Source organism: Xenophilus azovorans DSM 13620 (genome assembly GCF_000745855.1).
In the GTDB taxonomy this organism is placed as follows: domain Bacteria; phylum Pseudomonadota; class Gammaproteobacteria; order Burkholderiales; family Burkholderiaceae_C; genus Xenophilus; species Xenophilus azovorans.
In genome coordinates this window covers 101,829-119,280 of sequence record NZ_JQKD01000003.1, presented here as the reverse complement: position 1 = coordinate 119,280, position 17,452 = coordinate 101,829, and the positions used below count along the sequence as shown (strand labels likewise).

General features: G+C 70.3%; 18 protein-coding genes and 1 tRNA gene. 6 read left to right on the top strand and 13 right to left on the bottom strand.

Annotated features, from left to right (window positions below):
- Nucleotides 1-14: 14 nt before the first annotated feature.
- The 3 genes from Q392_RS00555 to Q392_RS00545 are packed head-to-tail and all read left to right on the top strand — an operon-like array spanning nucleotide 15 to nucleotide 2,038.
- Entirely contained in the window at nucleotides 15-470 is a 456-nt protein-coding gene (locus Q392_RS00555) for a YybH family protein (RefSeq protein ID WP_038200310.1), read from the top strand.
- The gene (locus Q392_RS00550) at nucleotides 467-1,465 is read left to right on the top strand and encodes a YheT family hydrolase (protein WP_051952591.1); all 999 of its coding nucleotides are present in this window, start codon (nucleotides 467-469) and stop codon (nucleotides 1,463-1,465) included. The genes Q392_RS00555 and Q392_RS00550 overlap by 4 nt, the downstream gene beginning before the upstream one ends.
- Before the next feature lie 36 nt (nucleotides 1,466-1,501).
- The gene (locus Q392_RS00545) at nucleotides 1,502-2,038 is read left to right on the top strand and encodes a DUF2946 family protein (protein WP_038200309.1); all 537 of its coding nucleotides are present in this window, start codon (nucleotides 1,502-1,504) and stop codon (nucleotides 2,036-2,038) included.
- Nucleotides 2,039-2,083: 45 nt separating this feature from the next.
- Here the strand turns inward: Q392_RS00545 and Q392_RS00540 are convergent, their stop codons facing one another.
- From Q392_RS00540 to Q392_RS00525, 4 genes are all read right to left on the bottom strand, one after another.
- Nucleotides 2,084-2,698, bottom strand: coding sequence for a c-type cytochrome (locus Q392_RS00540; protein WP_038200308.1), 615 nt, complete (start codon nucleotides 2,696-2,698; stop codon nucleotides 2,084-2,086).
- Nucleotides 2,699-2,811: 113 nt separating this feature from the next.
- Complete coding sequence (locus Q392_RS00535) at nucleotides 2,812-4,272, bottom strand: efflux transporter outer membrane subunit (RefSeq protein ID WP_281173384.1); 1,461 nt, start codon at nucleotides 4,270-4,272, stop codon at nucleotides 2,812-2,814.
- Entirely contained in the window at nucleotides 4,259-7,429 is a 3,171-nt protein-coding gene (locus Q392_RS00530) for an efflux RND transporter permease subunit (RefSeq protein ID WP_038200306.1), read from the bottom strand. The genes Q392_RS00535 and Q392_RS00530 overlap by 14 nt, the downstream gene beginning before the upstream one ends.
- A gap of 33 nt (nucleotides 7,430-7,462) precedes the next feature.
- On the bottom strand, nucleotides 7,463-8,716 hold the full coding sequence (locus tag Q392_RS00525) for an efflux RND transporter periplasmic adaptor subunit (RefSeq protein WP_038200305.1): 1,254 nt from the start codon (nucleotides 8,714-8,716) through the stop codon (nucleotides 7,463-7,465).
- Between Q392_RS00525 and Q392_RS34115 the strand changes: the two genes are divergently transcribed.
- Both Q392_RS34115 and Q392_RS00515 read left to right on the top strand, forming a co-directional pair.
- Complete coding sequence (locus Q392_RS34115) at nucleotides 8,702-9,661, top strand: TetR family transcriptional regulator (protein WP_342665574.1); 960 nt, start codon at nucleotides 8,702-8,704, stop codon at nucleotides 9,659-9,661. The genes Q392_RS00525 and Q392_RS34115 overlap by 15 nt on opposite strands.
- Nucleotides 9,618-9,692: transfer RNA gene (locus Q392_RS00515), tRNA-Arg, on the top strand. The genes Q392_RS34115 and Q392_RS00515 overlap by 44 nt, the downstream gene beginning before the upstream one ends.
- Nucleotides 9,693-9,946: 254 nt before the next feature.
- On the opposite strand, the gene Q392_RS00510 is transcribed toward Q392_RS00515, so the two are convergent.
- The 4 genes from Q392_RS00510 to Q392_RS00500 are packed head-to-tail and all read right to left on the bottom strand — an operon-like array spanning nucleotide 9,947 to nucleotide 12,468.
- Entirely contained in the window at nucleotides 9,947-10,408 is a 462-nt protein-coding gene (locus Q392_RS00510; protein WP_038200301.1) for an SRPBCC family protein, read from the bottom strand.
- Between the two features lie 41 nt (nucleotides 10,409-10,449).
- Complete coding sequence (locus Q392_RS00505; protein WP_038200299.1) at nucleotides 10,450-11,097, bottom strand: dihydrofolate reductase family protein; 648 nt, start codon at nucleotides 11,095-11,097, stop codon at nucleotides 10,450-10,452.
- Complete coding sequence (locus Q392_RS32545; RefSeq protein ID WP_157007669.1) at nucleotides 11,031-11,267, bottom strand: hypothetical protein; 237 nt, start codon at nucleotides 11,265-11,267, stop codon at nucleotides 11,031-11,033. Before Q392_RS32545 ends, Q392_RS00505 begins: the two co-directional genes overlap by 67 nt.
- Nucleotides 11,268-11,310: 43 nt before the next feature.
- Nucleotides 11,311-12,468 carry a DJ-1/PfpI family protein gene (locus tag Q392_RS00500; protein WP_038200298.1) on the bottom strand — a complete coding sequence of 386 codons (1,158 nt, stop codon included), beginning with the start codon at nucleotides 12,466-12,468 and terminating at the stop codon, nucleotides 11,311-11,313.
- 93 nt (nucleotides 12,469-12,561) lie between these two features.
- Between Q392_RS00500 and Q392_RS00495 the strand changes: the two genes are divergently transcribed.
- A complete protein-coding gene (locus tag Q392_RS00495) occupies nucleotides 12,562-13,533 on the top strand; it encodes a GlxA family transcriptional regulator (protein ID WP_051952589.1) in 972 nt (323 codons plus the stop codon).
- A gap of 138 nt (nucleotides 13,534-13,671) precedes the next feature.
- Here Q392_RS00495 and Q392_RS34000 read toward each other — a convergent pair whose 3' ends face one another.
- From Q392_RS34000 to Q392_RS00475, 5 genes are all read right to left on the bottom strand, one after another.
- A complete protein-coding gene (locus tag Q392_RS34000) occupies nucleotides 13,672-13,800 on the bottom strand; it encodes a response regulator (protein ID WP_281173383.1) in 129 nt (42 codons plus the stop codon).
- A 158-nt stretch (nucleotides 13,801-13,958) separates the two neighbouring features.
- Nucleotides 13,959-15,590: a phosphoethanolamine transferase gene (locus Q392_RS00490; RefSeq protein ID WP_038200295.1), complete on the bottom strand. Its 1,632-nt coding sequence runs from the start codon at nucleotides 15,588-15,590 to the stop codon at nucleotides 13,959-13,961.
- 2 nt (nucleotides 15,591-15,592) lie between these two features.
- On the bottom strand, nucleotides 15,593-15,832 hold the full coding sequence (locus tag Q392_RS00485; protein ID WP_157007666.1) for a TMEM165/GDT1 family protein: 240 nt from the start codon (nucleotides 15,830-15,832) through the stop codon (nucleotides 15,593-15,595).
- A 170-nt stretch (nucleotides 15,833-16,002) separates the two neighbouring features.
- Nucleotides 16,003-16,443, bottom strand: coding sequence for a RidA family protein (locus Q392_RS00480; protein WP_051952584.1), 441 nt, complete (start codon nucleotides 16,441-16,443; stop codon nucleotides 16,003-16,005).
- Nucleotides 16,443-17,420 (bottom strand): Bug family tripartite tricarboxylate transporter substrate binding protein, encoded by a 978-nt coding sequence (locus Q392_RS00475; RefSeq protein WP_038200491.1) that lies wholly within the window; start codon nucleotides 17,418-17,420, stop codon nucleotides 16,443-16,445. The genes Q392_RS00480 and Q392_RS00475 overlap by 1 nt, the downstream gene beginning before the upstream one ends.
- Between the last annotated feature and the right edge of the window lie 32 nt (nucleotides 17,421-17,452).

Sequence of the window (17,452 nt, the reverse complement as noted above, 5' to 3'; positions counted from 1 at the left end):
CAATCCATGGCGCCATGTCCACCAAGTCCAGACTCCGCGCCGCCACCCTCGGCGGCACCGCAGACGACGTCGAGAACGCCTTCTACGAGGCGCTGCAGCGCGGCGACGTGGACGCGCTGATGGCCTGCTGGGCCGACGAGGACGAGGTCTTCTGCGTCCACCCCGGCGGCCCGCGCCTGGTCGGCGCGGTGGCGATCCGGGCGGCCTTCGAGCAGATGTTCGCCAACGGCGGCGCGATCCACGCCCGGCCGGCGCGCGTGCGCAAGGTCGATGCGCTGGCCAGCAGCGTGCACAACGTGCTCGAGCGCATCGAGGTGCTCACGGCCGAGGGGCCCAAGCACGCCTTCGTGCTCGCCACCAACGTCTATCACAAGACCGCCCAGGGCTGGCGCATGGTGGCGCACCATGCCAGCCCCGGCACCGCGCAGGCGCCGGACGAGGGGCTCGACATCCCGACCGTCCTGCATTGAGCGCGCTGCCTTCCGCCTCCCTCTCGCTGCACGGGCACCGCGCGCCGCGCTGGCTGCCCGGCGGCAACCTGCAGACCATCTGGCCGGCGCTGTGGTCGCGCCGCCATGCCGGGCAGGCGCCGGTCTATCGCCGCGAGCGCTGGACCACGCCCGACGGCGACTTCGTCGACGTGGACTTCCAGGACGCGCCCGACCCGGCGGCGCCGCTGCTGGTGCTGTTCCACGGGCTGGAGGGTTCCTCGCGCAGCCACTATGCCGAGGCCTTCGCCGCCTGGGCCGCGGCGCAGGGCATGCACTTCGCGGTGCCGCACTTCCGCGGCTGCAGCGGCGAGCTCAACCTCGCGCCGCGCGCCTACCACTCCGGCGACCACGAGGAAGTGGGCTGGATGCTCGGGCAGTTCGCCCTGCGGCGGCGCGTGCCGACCGTCGCCGTGGGCGTTTCGCTGGGCGGCAACGCGCTCCTGCGCTGGGCCGAGGAGGCCGGCGCCACCGCCGCCGCCAGCGTGCGCGCCGTGGCCTCGGTGAGCGCGCCGCTGGACCTGGCGGCCGGCGGCGCGGCCATCGGGCGCGGCTTCAACCGGCTGGTCTACACGCGCATGTTCCTCGCGACCATGAAGCCCAAGGCGCTGGCCAAGCTGGCGCAGCACCCGGGCCTGTTCGACGCGGACGCGCTGCGCGCCGCGCGCGACCTGTACGCCTTCGACGACGTCTTCACCGCGCCGCTGCACGGTTTTGCCGGCACGCGCGACTACTGGTCGCGCGCCTCCGCCAAGCCGCGGCTGGCCGACATCCGCGTGCCGGCGCTGGTGGTCAATGCAGTCAACGATCCCTTCGTGCCCGGCGACAGCCTGCCCGGCCCCCACGAGGTGGGTCGGCACGTCACGCTGTGGCAGCCGCGGCACGGCGGCCACGTGGGTTTCGCGCTCGGGCTGCCGCCGGGGCACGTCACCGGGCTGCCGTCGGCCGTGGGCGGCTGGCTTCGCGACCGTCTCTGACAGCGCCCGCCGCGCCGCGGGGCGCAGAATGCCGCCATGGACGACATCGTCAGGCAGGCCATCGCCAAGTGGCCCAACGTGCCCCACTGCCACGGCTGGCTGGGGCTGGACGCGCGGGGCCAGTGGTTCCTGCGCGATGCGCAGGCGCAGGCGGCGGGTGCCTTCCCCGCATCGAAGGGCGCGCTGCTGGAGCACGAGGGGCTGATCGCCTTCATCCAGCGCAACTACGAGCACGACGAGGCGGGCCAGTGGTTCTTCCAGAACGGCCCGCAGCGCGTGTACGTGGAACTGGAGCGCACGCCGCTGGTGTGGCGGATGCACGAGGACTTCTCGGTGGTCGCCCACACCGGCGCGCCGGCGGTGCCGACGGGCTGCCTGCTGGACGAGGCGGGCCGGCTGTACCTGGCATCGGACGCCGGGCTGGGGCTGGTCCACACGCAGGACGTCGGCGTGGCGGCCGAGGCGATCGAGCAGGGCCGCTGGCAGCCTGAAGAGGTGCGCGCGGCCGACCTGCCGCAGCGCTTCGGTTATGTCATGAGCCCGCAGGCCCGCGCGGCGGTGGCATCGACATAAAAAACCGGCCCTGGAGGCCGGTTCCTTGCTGGCAGGCGCCTTTTGTTACTGCTTGGGCGCGGCGTCGGCCGGCGCTGCGGCAGCGGCACCTTCGGCCGGCGCCTCCGCGGCCGCCGGGCGCTGCGGTTCGTCGAACTTGGCGCCGCCGGAGTTGGCCATGTAGACCACCGCACGGCCGATTTCCACGTCCTCGAAGTCGCCGCCGCCCTGGGGCGGCATGGCGCCCTTGCCCTTGAGCGCGTGCTCCAGCAGCGTGGCGTAGCCCTGGCCGATGCGCGGGCCCCAGCCGGCGGCGTCGCCGAAGTGCGGGGCGCCGGGGATGCCCGGGCTGCCGTGGCAGGCCGCGCACTGGGCCTTGAAGACGGCCTCGCCGGTGGCCAGCGGGCGGTTGGCGTCGCGGATCTCGATGGAGCCCACCTTGCGGATGCGCTCGGCCACCTCGCGCTCGCGCGCTTCCTGGCTCACGCCGTACAGCGCCATGCTGTCGCCCTGCGCCGAGCCCGAGGGCTTGAGCCCGGCCACGACGTAGGACACCAGGCCCGCGATGATCAGGATCGGCGCCAGAAAGCCGAAGAGCACCGCCATCAGGAGCTGCTTGGGATTCTTGATGGGACCGGTGTGGGCCTCTTCCGTGGCGTGGTGGTGCGCGCTGTCGCTCATGGCGTCCTCAGTATCGGGGGGCTTTTTCGAATCAGCCGACGATTATAGGGAGCGGCCCCCGGACGCCCCGGGGACCGCGTCCGGGCGGGGCCGCGCCGGCCCCGCGCCGCGGGTCAGGTCGCCGGCTGCTGCGCCGACGGCTCCGTCGCCGTCCAGCCGCCGCCGAGCACCTTGTACAGCGTCACGCGGTTCTGCAGCTCCTGCAGCCGCGCCTGCACCGCCTGCTGCTGGGCGGCGAACAGCGAGCGCTGCGCGTCCAGCAGGTCGAGCGAGCTGGCGACGCCGTTGCGGTAGCGCAGGTCCGACAGCTCGAAGCGCCTGCGCTCGGCCTGGGCGGTGGCGTCCAGCGCGCGCGCCTGCTCGGTCAGCGTCTCGCGGCCGGCCAGCGCGTCGGCCACCTCGCGGAAGGCCGACTGGATCGACTTCTCGTATTCCGCCACCGCGATCTCGCGCGCCGCCCGGGCGGCGTCGAGGTTGGCCTGGTTGGCCCCGGCGGTGAAGATCGGCAGCGTGATCTGCGGCGAGAAGGCCCAGGCACGGGTGCCGGAATGGAACAGGTTGTCGAACTGCGAGCTGACGGTGCCCACCGAGGTGGTGAGCGCCACGCGCGGGAAGAAGGCCGCGCGCGCCGCGCCGATGTTGGCGTTGGCGGCGACGAGCTGCTGCTCGGCGGCGCGGATGTCGGGCCGCTCGGCCAGCAGGTCGGACGGCAGGCCGGCGGGCACGTCCGGCATCGGCGTGAGCGAGCGCAGCCCGCCCTCGAGGCCGGCCAGCGCCCCGGCCGGCACCGGCGCGCCCAGCAGCAGGGCCAGCGCGTTCTCGTCCTGCCGGCGCAGCCGCTGCTGCTGGGCATAGGTGGCGCGGGCCGACTCGGCCAGCGAGTTGGCGGCCTGGTAGTCCAGGTCGGAGGCCACGCCGTTGTCGAAGCGCAGCTTGGTCAGCTTGAGCGTGTCCTCGCGCGTGGCCAGCGTCTGGCGGGTGATGGCCAGCAGTTCCTCGTCAGCCACCAGCGTCAGCCAGCCGGTGGCGACGGCGGCGACCAGGCTGATCTGCGTGGCGCGCATCGTCTCCTCGGTGGCGAGGTAGCGGGCCAGCGCCGCGTCGCTCAGGCTGCGGATGCGGCCGAAGAAGTCGATCTCCCAGGCGGTCATGCCCAGGTTGACCGAGTAGCTGGAGGACACCTTGCCGGCGTCGTCGCGGTAGGCGCGGGCCGGGTTGGGCTCGGAGCGCGAGCCGGAGGCCGTCACGCCCACCGCCGGGAACAGCGCCGCGCGCTGTACGCCGAACTGGGCGCGCGCCTGCTCGATGTTCTGCGCCGCCACGCGCAGGTCGCGGTTGTTGGCCAGCGCGGTGTCGATCAGGCCGGCCAGGCGCGGGTCGGTGAAGAACTGCTGCCAGGGCGTTTCGGCCGCGGCGCGGCCGCCGGGCTGCGCCGGGTCGCCCGGGAAGGTGGTGGGCACCGGTGCGGCGGGGCGCTCGTAGGTGGGCGCCAGGGAGCAGCCGGCCGCCAGCAGGGCGGCGGCCAGGGCGGCAGGCAGGAAAGGCCGGCCCAGGGTTCGGTCAGGACGCGTCATGGCTCGATTCTTCCTTGATTCCGGCCGCTTCGGCGTGCCGCTTGTTCAGTTCCTGCTGGCGCCTGCTGCCCTTGAACAGCGAGCGCACCACGACGAAGAAGACCGGCACGAAGAACACGGCCAGCGTCGTGCCCGTGATCATGCCGCCGACCACGCCGGTGCCGATGGCGCGCTGGCTGGCCGAGCCGGCGCCGGAGGCGAGGAACAGCGGCAGCACGCCCAGGCCGAAGGCCAGCGAGGTCATCACGATCGGCCGGAAGCGCAGGTGCGCCGCCTCCAGCGCCGCGGCCACCGCGCTCTTGCCCTGGGCCTGCAGGTCCTTGGCGAACTCGATGATCAGGATGGCGTTCTTCGCCGACAGGCCGATGATGGTGATCAGGCCCACCTGGAAGTACACGTCGTTCGAGTACTGCCGCAGGAAGGTGGCGGCCAGCACCCCCAGCACGCCCAGCGGCACCACCAGGATCACCGACAGCGGGATCGACCAGCTCTCGTACAGCGCCGCCAGGCACAGGAACACCGCCAGCACCGCGAAGCCGTAGAGGATGATGGCCTGCGAGCCGGCCTGCTTCTCCTCGCGCGACTGGCCGGTCCACTCGAAGCCGAAGCCCTCGGGCAGCTGCCCGGCCAGGCGTTCCATCTCCGCCATCGCCGCGCCGGTACTGTGGCCCGGCGCCGCGTCGCCGCTGATGCGCATCGACGGGTAGCCGTTGTAGCGTACCGTCTGCTGCGCGCCGTTGATCCAGCGCGTGGCGGCGAAGGCCGACAGCGGCACGGGCTGGCCCTGTGCGTTGGGGGCGGTCAGGCGCAGCAGGTCCTCGGGCTGCATGCGCGAGGGCGCGTCGGCCTGCACCACCACGCGCTGCAGGCGGCCGCGGTTGGGGAAGTCGTTGATGTAGCTCGACCCCAGCGCGGAGGACAGCGAGGTGTTGATGGCGTCGAAGCCCACGCCCAGCGCCTGCGCCTTGTCGCGGTCGATGTCGATCTCCAGCTGCGGCGCGTCCTCCAGCCCGTCGGGGCGCACCTGCGACAGGACCTTGCTCTGCGAGGCCATGCCCAGGAGCTGGTTGCGTGCGTTGACCAGCGCCTGGTGGCCCTGGCCGGCGCGGTCCTGCAGCCGGAAGCTGAAGCCGCTGGCCGAGCCCAGCTCGGGGATGGGCGGCGGGTTCAGCGGGTAGATGAAGGCGTCGCGGATGCCCGACAGCGCACCGAAGGCGCGGCCGGCCACCGCTTCGGCGGCGTGGGCCGGGTCCTTGCGGTCGTTCCAGTCCTTGAGCGTCACGAAGCCGATGCCGGCGTTCTGGCCCTGGCCGGAGAAGCTGAAGCCCAGCACGCTGACCATGCTCTCGACCTCGGGCTGCTTGAGCATGTAGCCCTCGACCTGCTGCATCACGTCCAGCATGCGCTCCTGCGTGGCACCGGGCGGCAGCTGCACGTTCACCAGGATGTTGCCCTGGTCTTCCTGCGGCAGGAAGGACGTGGGCAGGCGCTGGTACATCAGCACCACGGCGGCGATGATGGCCGCATAGATGAGCAGGTAGCGCGCCGCACGCCGCAGGATGCGCGACACCATGCTCTCGTAGCCCTTGGCCGTGCGCGAGAAGCCGCGGTTGAACCAGCCGAAGAAGCCCTTCTTCTCGTGGTGGTGGCCCGCCTCGACCGGCTTGAGCAGCGTGGCGCACAGCGCCGGCGTGAGCGACAGAGCCATGAAGGCCGAGAAGGAGATCGAGGCCACCATCACCGCCGAGAACTGGCGGTAGATGTTGCCGGTGGAGCCGGCGAAGAAGGCCAGCGGCACGAACACCGAGATCAGCACCACCGTCACGCCGATGATGGCGCCGGAGATCTGCTGCATGGCCTTCTTGGTCGCCTCCAGCGGCGGCAGGCCCTCCTCGCTCATGATGCGCTCGACGTTCTCCACCACCACGATGGCGTCGTCCACCACGATGCCGATCACCAGCACCATGCCGAACATGGTCAGCACGTTGATCGAGAAGCCCAGCGCCAGCAGCGTCGCGAAGGTGCCCAGCAGCGCGATGGGCACCACCAGCGTTGGGATCAGCGTGTAGCGCCAGTTCTGCAGGAACAGGAACATCACCAGGAACACCAGCGCCACCGCCTCCAGTAGCGTGTGGGTGACCTGCTCGATGGAGATGCCGACGAACTTGGAGCTGTCGTAGGGGATGTCCCACTTCACGCCCTCGGGGAAGTACTTCGCCAGCTCCTCCATCTTCTCGCGCACCAGGCGGGCCGACTCCATCGCGTTGCCGGTGGGCGAGGGCTGCACCCCCAGGCCGACGGCCGGCACGCCGTTCAGGCGCGCCGAGGTGGCGTAGCTCTGGCCGCCGAGCTCGATGCGGGCCACGTCCTTCAAGCGCACGGAGGAGCCGTCGGGGTTGGCGCGCAGCACGATGTTGCGGAACTGCTCGACGTTCGACAGCTGGCCCTTGACCACCACCGTCGCCGCGATGCTCTGGCCGGCCACGTTGGGCAGGTCGCCGATGGTGCCCGAGGCCACCTGCGCGTTCTGCGCGCGGATGGCCGCCGCCACCTCGGCCGAGGACAGGCGCAGCCCCTGCAGCTTGGCCGGGTCGATCCACACCCGCATGGCGGTCTCGCTGCCGAACAGCTGCACCTGGCCGATGCCCTTGACGCGCTGCAGCTCGGGCTGGATGTTGCGCGCGGCGTAGTCGCCCAGCTGCACCGTGTCGAAGTCCGGGTTGTCGGACGACAGCATGGCGAACAGCAGGAAGTTGTCGCGCGACTTGTCGACGCGCACGCCCTGCTGCGTCACCGCCGCCGGCAGGCGCGGCGTGGCGCGCGACAGGCGGTTCTGCACCTCCACCTGCGCGAGGTCCTCGTTCGTGCCCGGCTCGAAGGTGATGGTCAGCGAGCCCGTGCCGTCGGCCTGGGCCACCGACTCCATGTAGATCAGGCCCGGCGCGCCGTTCATCTCGCGCTCGATGACCGACAGCACGCTGTCCTCCAGCGTCTGCGCGGAGGCGCCGGGGTAGGTGGTGTTGATGACGATCGCGGGCGGCGCGACCGGCGGGTACTGCGCGATCGGCAGCTGCGTGATCGATACCGCGCCCATCACGATGATGAACAGGGCGATCACCCAAGCGAAGATCGGGCGGTCAATGAAGAACTTGGCCATGGGTGCGTGTGTTCCTGTGGTTCCTCGGCGGCGTCATTGCTTCGGCGCGGCCGGTGCCGGCGCCGGGGCGGCAGGCGCGCTGCCCGGGGCCTTCCAAGGCACGGCCTTCACCGGCGTGCCCGGCGGCAGCATCTGCAGCTTCTGGAAGCCGTCGACCATGACCTGCTCGCCTTCCTTGAGGCCGTCCGTGACGATCCAGCGGTTGTTCTGCCCGGCGGTGATCTTCACGCTGCGCTGGCTGAGCTTGCCGTCGGCGCCCACCACCGTGACCGTGTCGCCCTGCTCGGTGCGCGTCACCGCCTGCTGCGGCACCGCGATCGCGTTGGACGCCTGGGCCTGCTCCATGCGCACGCGCACGTACAGGCCGGGCAGCAGGTCGCCGCGGGGGTTGGGCACCTCGGCGCGCAGCGTCACCTGCCCGGTGGTCTCGTCCACGCTCAGGTCGGTGAACAGCAGCCTGCCGGGCTGCGCGTACTCGGAGCCGTCCTCCAGCAGGATCTTCACGCTGGCCGCGCCTTCGCCCGAGCGCTTGAGCGTGCCGGCCTCGAAGGCCCGGCGCAGGCGCAGCGCCTCGCTGGCCGACTGCGTGAAGTTGACGTACAGCGGGTCGATCTGCTGGATGGTCGCCAGCGGCGTCGCCTCGCCCTGGCCCACCAGCGCGCCCTCGGTCACCAGCGCGCGGCCGATGCGGCCCGAGATCGGCGCCGTCACGGTGGCGTAGCCCAGGTTGATCCTCGCCGTCGTCACCGCGGCGCGGCCGGCGGCCACGTCGGCCTCGGCGGCCTTCCACGACGCCACCGCGTTGGCGTATTCCTGCTTGCTCACGGCGTTGGCCTCGACCAGCGGACGGTAGCGCTCGGCCAGCGCCTTGGCCTGCGCCGCGTTGGCCTCGGAGCGCGCCACGCTGGCCTGCGCGCTGCGCATGGCCGCCTCGTAGGGCGCGGGGTCGATGGCGAACAGCGGCTGGCCCGCCTTGACGTCGCTGCCTTCCTTGAACAGGCGCCTGTTCAGGATGCCGGCCGCGCGGGCGCGCACCTGCGACACGCGCGAGGCCTCCAGCCGGCCGGGCAGCTCGGTCACCAGGCCCACCTCGCCCGGCGTGGCCACCACCACGCCGACCTCCGGCGCCGGCGCGCCGCCACCGCCTGCGCCGGGGGCGCCGCCCCCTGCGGGCGCCGCGTCCTGGTTGCCGCAGGCGGCCAGCGTCAGCGCCAGCAGCGCTGCCGCGGCTGCGCCGGCACGGCGCGGCGAGCGCAACGAATCACGTGAGACATGCAGGAAGGGCATGCGAATCCTTTGTCGAGAAGGGCTGAAAGCGAAGATGTGACGCAGACACCCGTGTCGCGCCCATGCCGGAGAGACACGGGCGCGACACGGGAATTTGTCGAAGCCGCGAGTTTACATACATTCATGCATGTATATTCAAGACCTTCGAATTTCAGCGCCGGCAGGCGCGCCACCCCACCCGGAGACATCGTCGTGGTACGTCGGACCAAGGAAGAGGCGCAGGCCACGCGCGAGCGGCTGCTGGATGCGGCGGAGGTCCTGTTCCAGGCGCAGGGCGTGTCGCGCACCACCCTGCAGCAGATCGCCGAGGAGGCGGGCGCGACCCGCGGCGCCATCTACTGGCACTTCAAGGACAAGGCCGACCTGTTCAACGCCATGATGCACCGCGTGACGCTGCCCATCGAGGCCGGCGTGAGCGCCGCGGCGGCCTGCCGCGGCCAGGCGCCGCTGGACGTGCTGGAGGCGGGCATGCTCGATGCGCTGCGGCTGGTGACGACCGACCCGCAGGTGCGCCGCGTGTTCGAGATCGCCTCGCACAAGGTCGAGTACACGAAGGAGATGGCCTCGGTGCAGGCGCGCCACCTGAGCGGCCGCGGCGCCTGCATCGGCGACTTCGAGCGGGCCCTGCGGCTGGCCGCGCGGCAGGCGAATCTGCGCCTGCCGATCCCTGCCGCCACGGCCGCCGTCGGCCTGCACGCGCTGCTGGCCGGGCTGATCCAGGACTGGCTGCTCGACCCCGGCGCGTTCGCGCTCGTGCAGGCCGGGCGGCGGTTGTTCCGCGTGTACATGCGCGGCCTGGGCTTCGATCGCCGCGATGCCGAACCCCTCCTCGAGCCGCCCTGCGAGCTGCCGCCGCGATCGGTCATAATCGCGGGTTCGCGTCGCCGCGAGGCACGCCACTCTCGCCGTATTTCAATGGATAGAATTCGGCCCTCCGAAGGCTGAGATCCAGGTTCGATTCCTGGCGGCGGGACCAGACAGCAAGCCGGACACGTCCAAAGTGTCCGGCTTTTTTGTTTTCTTCCTCCGTGGAGGCTGCCTGGAGTCCGTTCGGGTCCGAGGACGTATGTCTCAATCCGACGCATGCCGGGGGTGTCGGAGGAGGGACTGATCGGATGAGCATTTCTCGCCGAGCAGCGGTCGAGTGCCTGCGCGCGATGTGCGGCCAGCCGGGCGGCGCGCAGCCTGAGCCGACGGGCCGGGTGGTGCTTCATCGAGACGAAGGCGGGATCAGCTGCGCGCCGAGGCCGCTTCGTTGATCTCCGGCTCGACCAGCTTGGCAAGCTTGCGCAGCGACTCCTGCCAGCCGAGGTAGCAGGCCTCGGCAGGGATCACATCCGGTACGCCCTGCTGCTCGATGTGAATCTCGGTGCCCACCGACACGGCCTTCAGGTCCACCGTGACCTTCATCTCGCCGGGCATGCCCGGATCGTCGAAGCTGTCGGTGTAGACGAGGCGCTCGCCGGGCACGAGTTCCAGATAGGTGCCGCCGAAGGCGTGGCCGTGGCCTGTCGTGAAGTTCCGGAACGACATCCGGTGACGGCCGCCGACTTTCGCCTCCAGTTCGTGGACGGTGCAGGTGAACCCGAAGGGCGGAAGCCAGCTCGCCACCGCATCCGGCTCGAGGAAGGCGCGATAGAGCTTTTCGGGCTTGGCGGCGAAGACGCGGTGCAGGCGGATCGTGTTGGGCATGGCTGTTTCCTTGTTCGTTGGGGGTTCGACGCCTGGCGACTTCAGGCGCCTCGACGAGAGAACGTCATGTGCATCACGCCGCTGGGCGATGCGACGGCCTCGATCTCGAACATGTTCTCGAGGCCTTCCAGGTTGTCCCACAGGCGCACGCCGCGTCCGAGCAGGATCGGCACGACCACGATGTGCATGTGGTCGACCAGCCCCGCCGCGATGAAGTCGCGGATCATGCCGGGGCCGCCCCCGAGGCGCACGTCCTGCCCGTTCGCCGCCTTGCGGGCGGCTGCAAGCGCCTCGGCCGGCGGGGCATCGATGAAATGGAACGACGTGCCGCCCTCCATCTCGATCGATGGCCGTGGATGATGCGTGAGCACGTAGACGGGCGTGTGGAAGGGTGGGTTGCGGCCCCACCACCCCTGCCACTGCGGATTCTCGTGCCATCCGGGAGGACCGAACTTCCCGGCGCCCATGATCTCGGCGCCGATCCCGGGAGCGAACAGGCGCAGGAAGGCATCGTCGATGCCGCGGGTGCCGTCCGTCCGGCCGATCATCCTGCTGCCCCATCGGGTCTTGAACATCCATTCATGCAGCCTTTCGCCGGCGTGGCCGAAGGGCGCTTCGAGGCTCAGGCCCTCTCCGGTGCCGAAGCCGTCGAGGGAAATGGAGACGTGTTGGACGCGTACAAGCGACATGCGGTTTCTCCTCGGGAATGATCCGGAACAGGATGCCCGGATGCCGAAATGCCAAAAAAAGAAGCGGGTGTTCCGCCGGCGACATGGGCCAGGCACTTCACCGTCGATGCGGCGATGAACAGCAGCGTCTCGACCACGAGGAACGGAATCACCCGGGTGCGGCGGATCATCGGCAGCCTCCATCGCGGCGTTGCGCGCCGGCGATCGGCGTGTTCATGGCGCGGCCCCGGGCTGCGCAGGGGGCCCGGAATATTCGAGCTGCATGGCGACGACGTCGGCCGTGCGGCGTCCGTAGCGCGCGCCGATGTCCGCCAGGGCCTGGTCCAGGGCATCCGCCGGTTTGCGGTCCTGCCACGAGGCCGTGCCGTGCTTCTTTGCAGCGGCGCCTTCACCCGGAATGACGCGGATGCCGTGGCGGCTTTCGACCACCGCCGCCCCTGAGGCCGCGAAGGTGACGGCCCTCGACCGGTAGGTCCGCGACCAGGCATCGGCCACGAGCGCCAGCGACACCTCGTCCATGCCGGGGGTCAACTCGATGCCGATCTGCTCGCGGTTCCAGAAGGCCATCACGTTGCCGAGCACGGTGGCCGCGAACGGCCGCGTGAACTTGAACGCACCGCTGGCGTGACGTGCATCCCATTGCGCGACGCCGAGGCTGCGCGCCGCCTCCGCGGCCTTCTGCCGCCCGCCCATGGCCTCGATCAGGGTCAGCATCATGGGTATCGAGGCCGTGATGCCGGTGGTCGTGGCGACGTTCCGGTCCACGACCATCCGCCGGTTCGGCACATAGGTGATCGCCGGATGCTTGCCGAGCAGTGTCTTCAGGTAGTACCAGTGCGTCGTGGCCCGCCTGCCGTCCAGCAGCCCTGCGGCCGCGATCACCTTCGCCCCGGCGCACACGCTGACGATGATGGCGCCCTTGCCCGCCTGGTCCCGCAGCCAGGCGAGCACGGCCGGATCGTCGTCGCGGCGCATGGCCGGCACGATGACGTAGTCGGCCCCGTCGGGATGGCGTGCGTCGAAGTCCGCGAGGGTCGCATCGGGTTGCACGGCCAGCGCCGGATAGAGCTGCACAGGTCCCGGGCCGGTCGCCAGCAGGAGCACGTCGGCGACATCGGCGCGCCGCAGGATGCCGGTGGGCACCAGGTAGTCGGTGGTTTCGGTAGCGTCGTTCAGGCCCACCATCGCCACCAGCGGCCGCGCCCGCTTGGGTGGCTTCAGGGACGCCAGCATCGCTTGCACTTCCGCTTCGGGGACGGGCGGCGCCTGCACCGCCGCGGGCACCGGCAGGCTGGACAGCCAGAGGCCGAGGCCCGCCAGCGCCAGCACCAGCAGCGTCAACCCGGCCCAGGCGACATGGCGGACAGACATGGCAGGGCTCCGGACAGCGAAGAACGACACATGGCGATCAGGCTATTCCTGTCGGTGTTGGCAGTCATGCCAAAAACATGCAAATTCCTGCCAATGCGCCGCATCGTCTTCGTCGTCTATCCGGGCTTCGAGCTGCTCGACATGGCCGGGCCGATCTCGGTCTTCCACGGCGCCAACTGTGCGCTGGCGGTGCGTGACGCGCCACCGTGCTACATCATCGATCTGGCCTCGGCCGCCGGCGGCCCGGTGGCGAGCAGCAGCGGAGTGCTCGTCGAGACGCGCGCTATCGGCGACCTGCGCGCCGAAGCCGTCGACACGCTGCTGGTCATGGGTGCCGAGCGGGAGCCGTTGCTGCAGGCGATGCGGGATCCGGCCCTGCGCGATGCGCTGCCGGCCCTGGCCGGCAAGGCCAGGCGCCTGGGCTCCGTGTGCACCGGCGCCTTCGTCCTGGCGGCGCTCGGCCTGCTCGACGGCCGCCGCGTCGCCACGCATTGGGACGGCTGCGCGCCGCTCGCGCAAGCCTTCCCTGCGCTGAGCGTCGACGCCGAGGCGCTGTACGTGGAAGACGGCCGGCACTGGACTTCCGCCGGCGTCAGCACCGGCATCGACATGGCACTGGCGATGGTGGCCGGCGACCTGGACGCGGCGGTCGCCGGCGAGGTGGCCAAGCGGCTGGTGCTCTACGCCCGCCGCCCCGGCCATCAATCGCAGTTCAGCCCGCTGCTGCAGGCGCAGGCGAAGGCCGACAGCCCCTTTGCCGATCTCATCGGATGGATCCATGCCCATCTCGCGGCGCCGCTGGACATCGCAGCGCTGGCGGCCCGTGCCGGCCTGTCGGAGCGCACCTTCCACCGCAAGTTCGTGGCGGCCACGGGCGAGACGCCGGCCCGCTTCGTCGAGACCGCGCGGCTGGACGCCGCGCGGCTGCTGCTCGCGCGCGGGGTGTCGCTCAAAGCGGTCGCTGCGCAGGTGGGGCTCTTTCCGGCGACGCGGCTGAGCCAGGCTTTCGAGCAGCGTTTCGGCATTTCGCCGCGGCTGTTCCGCGACGTGCATGCAGGGTTCTGAGCGCGTCTGGAGGCTTGCGAACTGCGCATCCTGCAACGTGCAACATTCCGGCGAACTGCACCACTGCCCGGAAGCAGTCGGTCCCGGGGGCCGTGCGCACGGGAACCCTCCGGCCATCGACCGCTGCGCTCACCTCGCTCACGCCCGGGCCAGCGCCAAACCCTGGTCGCCATCGCGGGCGAGGTCCGCGTTGTAGCCGCTTTCCACCGGGCCCTTGCGCAGATAGTCGCCCAGCTTCTCCTCGCCTCCGTCCACTGGCAGATGCATGGGAAGGATGGCAGCCCGCGCGCCGGCGGGCCCAGATTGCATTCCCGCCATCGTGGCCGCCGTGCAGCCGGTGGCCGGTGCAGTTGCCGTCCGATCGCGCACCGGATAGTGCGGTCGGCGATCGCCGAAGGAGCGGGGAGCCGACGTCGCTGACGAGCTCAGCGTTCGAAGGACGAGATGGAAATCGGCAGCTGGGGCGCCCTCCAGCGGTATTGCTGATCGAGCACGTCCTGCGATGGCTGCCGTCCCGCCCATCGCAGGTGCATGAGATTGGCCAAGGTCCAACCCGCCCAGTCCGCCCGGAACGGCCTGGAAGCAATCGCTGCACCCGCCGTCCAGGGCGGATCGCTGCGCCACAGCAGTGCAGGAATGCGATAGCCCGATTCGCTGGTCGGACTGTGGCCGGCCTGATCGCGCACATGCCCCACTTCCTGCCCGTGGTCGGAGAGATACATCCATGCGCGATGGCCCTGCGGCGCACCCGCGGTGCGCGTGAGCTGCAGCGTTTCCGAGACCACGAAGTCGTGATACAGCAGCGCCGCGTCATAGTCCTGTCTGAACCGCCGAACCCATGCCGAGCGGCCTTGTTCTTCCAACTGCTGGTCTACCTGGTCGGGCACATCGTCGAACGGGTTCTGTCCGGCCGGGAAGCGTAATCGGTAGTGCGGGTGCGCGCCCAGGAGGTGCACCACGATGAGCTTGCGCGGCGTCGAATCCTCCAGCGCCTCCTGCAGACAGTCCAGCAGTTCGCCATCGAGCGAAGCGCTCGCCCGCCCCGGCGTCCTGTTGACGAAGTCCACCACGTCCGCCAGCCGCGCATGCTGCTGCTCGACCGCGATGTCGTCATGGTTGCTCATCCACCAGACCTTGTAGCCAGCCGCCCTGGCCAGGGCCAGCAGGTGTTGCGCATCCTGCGCATCCGGGCTGCCCAGGCCGAAGATGTTGCGCAGCGCTGGCAGGGTGCTGGCATCCACCGACCAGGCGTTGCGCAGGGTCAGCATCCGCTCGCCCAACTGGTGGGCCTGGTCGGCCAGGCGGGGCGTCGTGGCCCTTGCATAGCCGTACAGCGACATGTTGTCGCGGTTGATGCTGTCGGTGATGACCAGCACCACCGTGGACGGACCGTCGCGGTCGATGGTGGGGCCGAGCGAACGGGCGCGTTCGAGGGCGAGCGCCCGCAGCCGTTGCTGATCCGCCAGGCTGCTGCGCAGGCTTTCCAGCGAAAGCATCCATCCGGGCCAGAAGGCCATCGGATGCAGCCGGCGCCAGGGCTTGCTCGCGTAGCCGACGGCGGCGATGAGCAGGCACACGCAGAGGGCCGCGACCATCGGCCTGCGCGGTGCACCGGCCTCCGGGGTGGCACCGTGGGCGGCTAGGCGCCAGGCCACTGCCACGGCAGCGGTGGAGGCCGCCAGCCACAGCACGATCGTGCGCCAGTTCGCCTGCAGATATTCGCCCGCCTCGCGGGGATTGCTGTTGGCGGCCGAGCCGAGCACGAGGGCGCCGTCCGGTGCCGCTGCGTACGCGCCCAGCAAGAACCCGCGAACGGCGCCATCCAGGACAAAGCACAGGGCCCAGGACCAGACGACGATCTGCCGGATTCGCCGCGCGGCGGCGCTGGCGACCGGCCATGCGAGCCAGGCCAGTGCCGGCAGGAACAGCACCAGCAGCTGGGCCACGCGCCGCCCGTCGTGCCCCAGGACGATGAAAGCCGTCACCAGCGCCAGCAGCCCCGCGGCGGCGTAGGTCGGCTGACGGTGCGGCGTCTGGCTCCTGTTCGGAGGGTGCATGCTCAGAACGGCTTTCCGACCTTGAGCAGCATCGGCGCACCCGGTACGCCGAAGATGGCGGCGGCAATGCCGTGCGCCGCGCGCATCGAGGGTTTCTCGGCGATCCTGTCCGGAATCAGCATCCAGCCAGCCATGACGATGAACGATATGCCGATGGACCGGCGAAGGGTGTCCGGCCCGAGGGCTTGGGCAGCCCAGCCGCCGGCTGTGCCCGCGGCCGGATGGTTCAGGATGGTGGCCACGAAATGCACGTGCGCCCCTGCATTGCGCAGGTCAGCGACTCCGAATGACAACAATGAAAATGTAGGTCATCAGGTGCGCGAGGCGTTGAATGTCCCTCGATCGGGACTGCAATCAAGAGAGAAGCGCTCTGTCGCGTCTCCGGCCTCCAATGTGTGTCTGGCACCGGCCATCAGGGCACGGTTCGATCTCGAGCCGGGCCGGCGTCACGAAGCAACGCCACGGCTTCCACCTCGACCTGCAGCCCGTAGTGCAGCGCACCGACCGGGACCACGGCCCGGGCCGGCTTCCAATCCCCGATCCACTGCGCATAGAGGTCGTTGAAGCGCGGCCAGTGGTCGACGTCGGCCAGGTAGACGCGCACCTGCACGAGGTCCGACTTGTCCGCGCCGGCCGCTTCGAGGATGGCGGAGATGTTCTGCAGCGTCTGGCCGGCCTGTTGCTCGAACGATGCGCCGGTGAGCTTCTCGCCGGATGCAGTGATCGGCAGCTGCCCGGAGATGTAGAGCATCCCGTTGGCCGCAACGGCATGGCTGTAGTGGCCGCCGGGCCTGGCCGCGCCCGGGATGTCCATGAGCGGGCGTGCCACCATGCCGATCGTCGCGGCCTTCATCAATCGGCCTTGATCCCCGCAGACTGGATGATGTCGCCGTACTCTTTGGCGTTCTTCTTCAGGAACGCGTCGAAGTCCTTCTGCGAGCTGCCCACGGCATCGATCCCCATGGCATAGAGGCGTGCCTTGACTTCGGACTGGTTGAGGACGCCGACCACGCCGCGGTTGATCTCGGCGAGCACGTCCGGCGGCGTGCCGGCCCGGGCGATCAGCCCGAACCAGGACGTCGAGACGAAGTCCGGCACCCCGCCCTCGGTGAACGTCGGCACATCCGGCAGCGTCTTCGTGCGCGCCTGGCTGGCCGAGGCGATCGGCCGGATCTTGCCGCTGGAGAGAAACTGGATCACCTGCTGCGTGTCGCAGAACATCGCATCCACCTGGCCGCTCATGAGATCGGAAATCGCCGGCGCCGCGCCCTTGTATGGCACGTGGACCATGTCGATGCCCGTCGCATGCTTGAAGCGCTCGAAGCCCAGGTGCCCCGACGACCCGATGCCGAAGGAAGCGTACGTGCCGCTCCCCTTCTTCGCCTTCGCCCATGCGATGAACTCCTTGAGGTTGCCGGCCGGCACCGCCGGGTTGACGATCAGGATGTGCGGGTTGGTCGCCAGCAAGGTGACCGGCGCGAAGTCGCTGGCGCTGTCATAGGGCAGCTTGGACAGCAGGTGGGGGTTGATCGTGAAGTTCGAGGCCGACACCAGCAGGGTGTGGCCGTCCGCCGGCGAGGTGGCGATCATCTGCGTCGCCACCACGGCGCTGCCGCCTTGCCGGTTTTCGACGATGGCCGGCGTCTGCCAGACCAGGGCGAGCTTTTCGGCCAGGAGGCGGGCCAGCGTGTCGCCGCTTCCGCCGGGGGCGAACGGCGCGACGATCTTGACCGCGCGGGGCGAGGGGAATGCCGAAGACTGGGCTTGCACCGCCGCGAGGCATCCGGCGGACAAGGCCAGTGCAGCGGCGCACTTGAGGATCGTGTGCATGATGGACTCCAGGGATGTGGTGGTTGTCGGCG